The 1823-nt window shown below is 65.9% G+C and carries 2 protein-coding genes; both read right to left on the bottom strand.

Annotation, left to right across the window (positions count from 1 at the left end; genetic code table 11):
• Positions 1-968 (bottom strand): NADPH:quinone oxidoreductase family protein (locus PKA57_RS07475; protein ID WP_324299097.1); only part of this gene is annotated, 968 nt, incomplete at its 3' end.
• A 59-nt stretch (positions 969-1027) separates the two neighbouring features.
• The gene (locus PKA57_RS07470; RefSeq protein ID WP_324299095.1) at positions 1028-1597 is read right to left on the bottom strand and encodes a TMEM165/GDT1 family protein; all 570 of its coding nucleotides are present in this window, start codon (positions 1595-1597) and stop codon (positions 1028-1030) included.
• Positions 1598-1823 lie beyond the last annotated feature (226 nt).

Below are 1823 nucleotides of genomic sequence, written 5' to 3'. Positions count from 1 at the left end.
GTGATGACGACCTTGCCGACCGCCTGCCTGTTCTGAAGCATGCGCATGGCATCGACCGCGCGCTCGAGGGGGAAGGTCGCGCAGACGTAAGGGTCGATCTTTCCCTCGGCGGCGAGGCGGTCGATCGTCTCGATGTTGTGCCTTCCGGCCTCGGGATCGCGGCGGCCATATTCGCCCGCCCGCACGCCGACGACCGAGAAGCCCTTGATGAGCGGCATGTTGACCGACACGGAGGGAATGCGGCCGCTGGTGAAGCCGATGATCAGGAGACGGCCGTTCCAGGCGATGCAGCGCACGCTCTCGTCGAAGACGTCGCCGCCGACGGGATCATAGATCACATCAGCGCCCTTGCCGCCGGTCAGCTCCTTCACCCGCTCGCGGAAGCCGCCCGTGACATTGATCACATGATCGGCGCCGCGCGCCTTCACGACTTTCAGCTTTTCATCCGAGGCCGAGGTCGCGATGACGGTCGCGCCCCAGAGCTTGCCGATATCGACCGCCGCCATGCCGACGCCGCCCGTGCTGCCATGCACGAGGAGCGTCTCGCCCGCCTTCAACTGGCCGCGAATGACGAGCGCCACATAGGCGGTGAGATAGGCAGCCGGATAGGCCGCCGCCTTGACGAAGCTCATGCCCGGCGGCTTCGGCCGGCAGTTTTCCGCCGCTATGTTCACTTCCTCGGCGAAGCCACCGATCCTGAGCCCGGCGACCACCTCGTCGCCCGGCTTCAAGGCCGTGACGCCCGGACCGACCTCGGCGACGATGCCCGCTCCTTCCATGCCCGGCGCGAAGGGAAGCTCCGGCTTGAACTGGTATTTCCCCTGCACCATCAGGATGTCGGGAAAGTTCACGGCGCAGGCCTTGAGCCTCAGCCGCACCTCGCCGGGACCGGCCGGCGGCAAGGTCACATCGTCGAGCCGGAGAACGGATATGTCCTCCGACAATTCATGCACGCGCATCGAGCGCATCGGCGTCTCCCATGTTTCGATTTCGTTTGCGGGCGAGGATAGGGCCGCGAGGCCGGAAATCAAACGACGCCGAGCGCTTCAAGAATGGTGACGAGGCCGAGCGCGAAAAAGATCGCCGCCGCGGCGCCGCGCACGAGCTGAAGGGGGAGGAACTTCGCCGCCGCGTCGCCGAGAAAGACCACCGGGACATTGGCGATCATCATGCCGATGGTCGTTCCTGCCGCCACGATGACGAGATCGTCGAAACGGGCGGCGAGCCCCACGGTCGCAAGCTGGGTCTTGTCGCCCATCTCGGCGAGGAAGAAGGCGATCGTCGTGGTGATGAAGGGGCCGAAGCGCGAAGCGCCGCCCGAAACATCGTCAAGCTTGTCGGGAATGAGCATCCAGATGCCGCCCGCGACAAAGGAGATGCCGAGCGTCCATTGCAGCACTTCGGGCGTGAGCCAGGAGGCGATGAGGAGCCCTGCGCCCGCGGCCAGCGCATGATTGACGATGGTGGCCGCGAAGATGCCGGCGATGAGCGGGACGGGTCTTGCGAAGCGCGCCGCGAGCACGAGCGTCAGCAACTGCGTCTTGTCGCCGATCTCGGCGATGGCGACGGCGGACAGCGAGATCAGGAAGGCTTCCATGATGTCCTTCGGGGCCGGGGCGCGGGTTGAGCCAATGACCTGAGCGGCGCATCCGCCCGGCCGGGGAGATGCGTCTCAAGCCAAAGGTCTCGCCAGGCGGTCGATCGCTCCCGCATGCACGCGCCATGGAGGGGCAAGCCCGGCTCCAAGTCTGTTGACGCGCGCCCCTCTCTTTCCCGAAGGATGGAGGGAGGCTACTCCCCTAAGGATGGGACCGGATAACATG

The sequence above is a fragment of the Parvibaculum sp. genome, assembly GCF_035325945.1.
Taxonomy (GTDB): Bacteria; Pseudomonadota; Alphaproteobacteria; order Parvibaculales; family Parvibaculaceae; genus Parvibaculum.
Note: the sequence above shows the minus strand (reverse complement) of the source record. Positions and strands in the feature narration are given on the sequence as shown.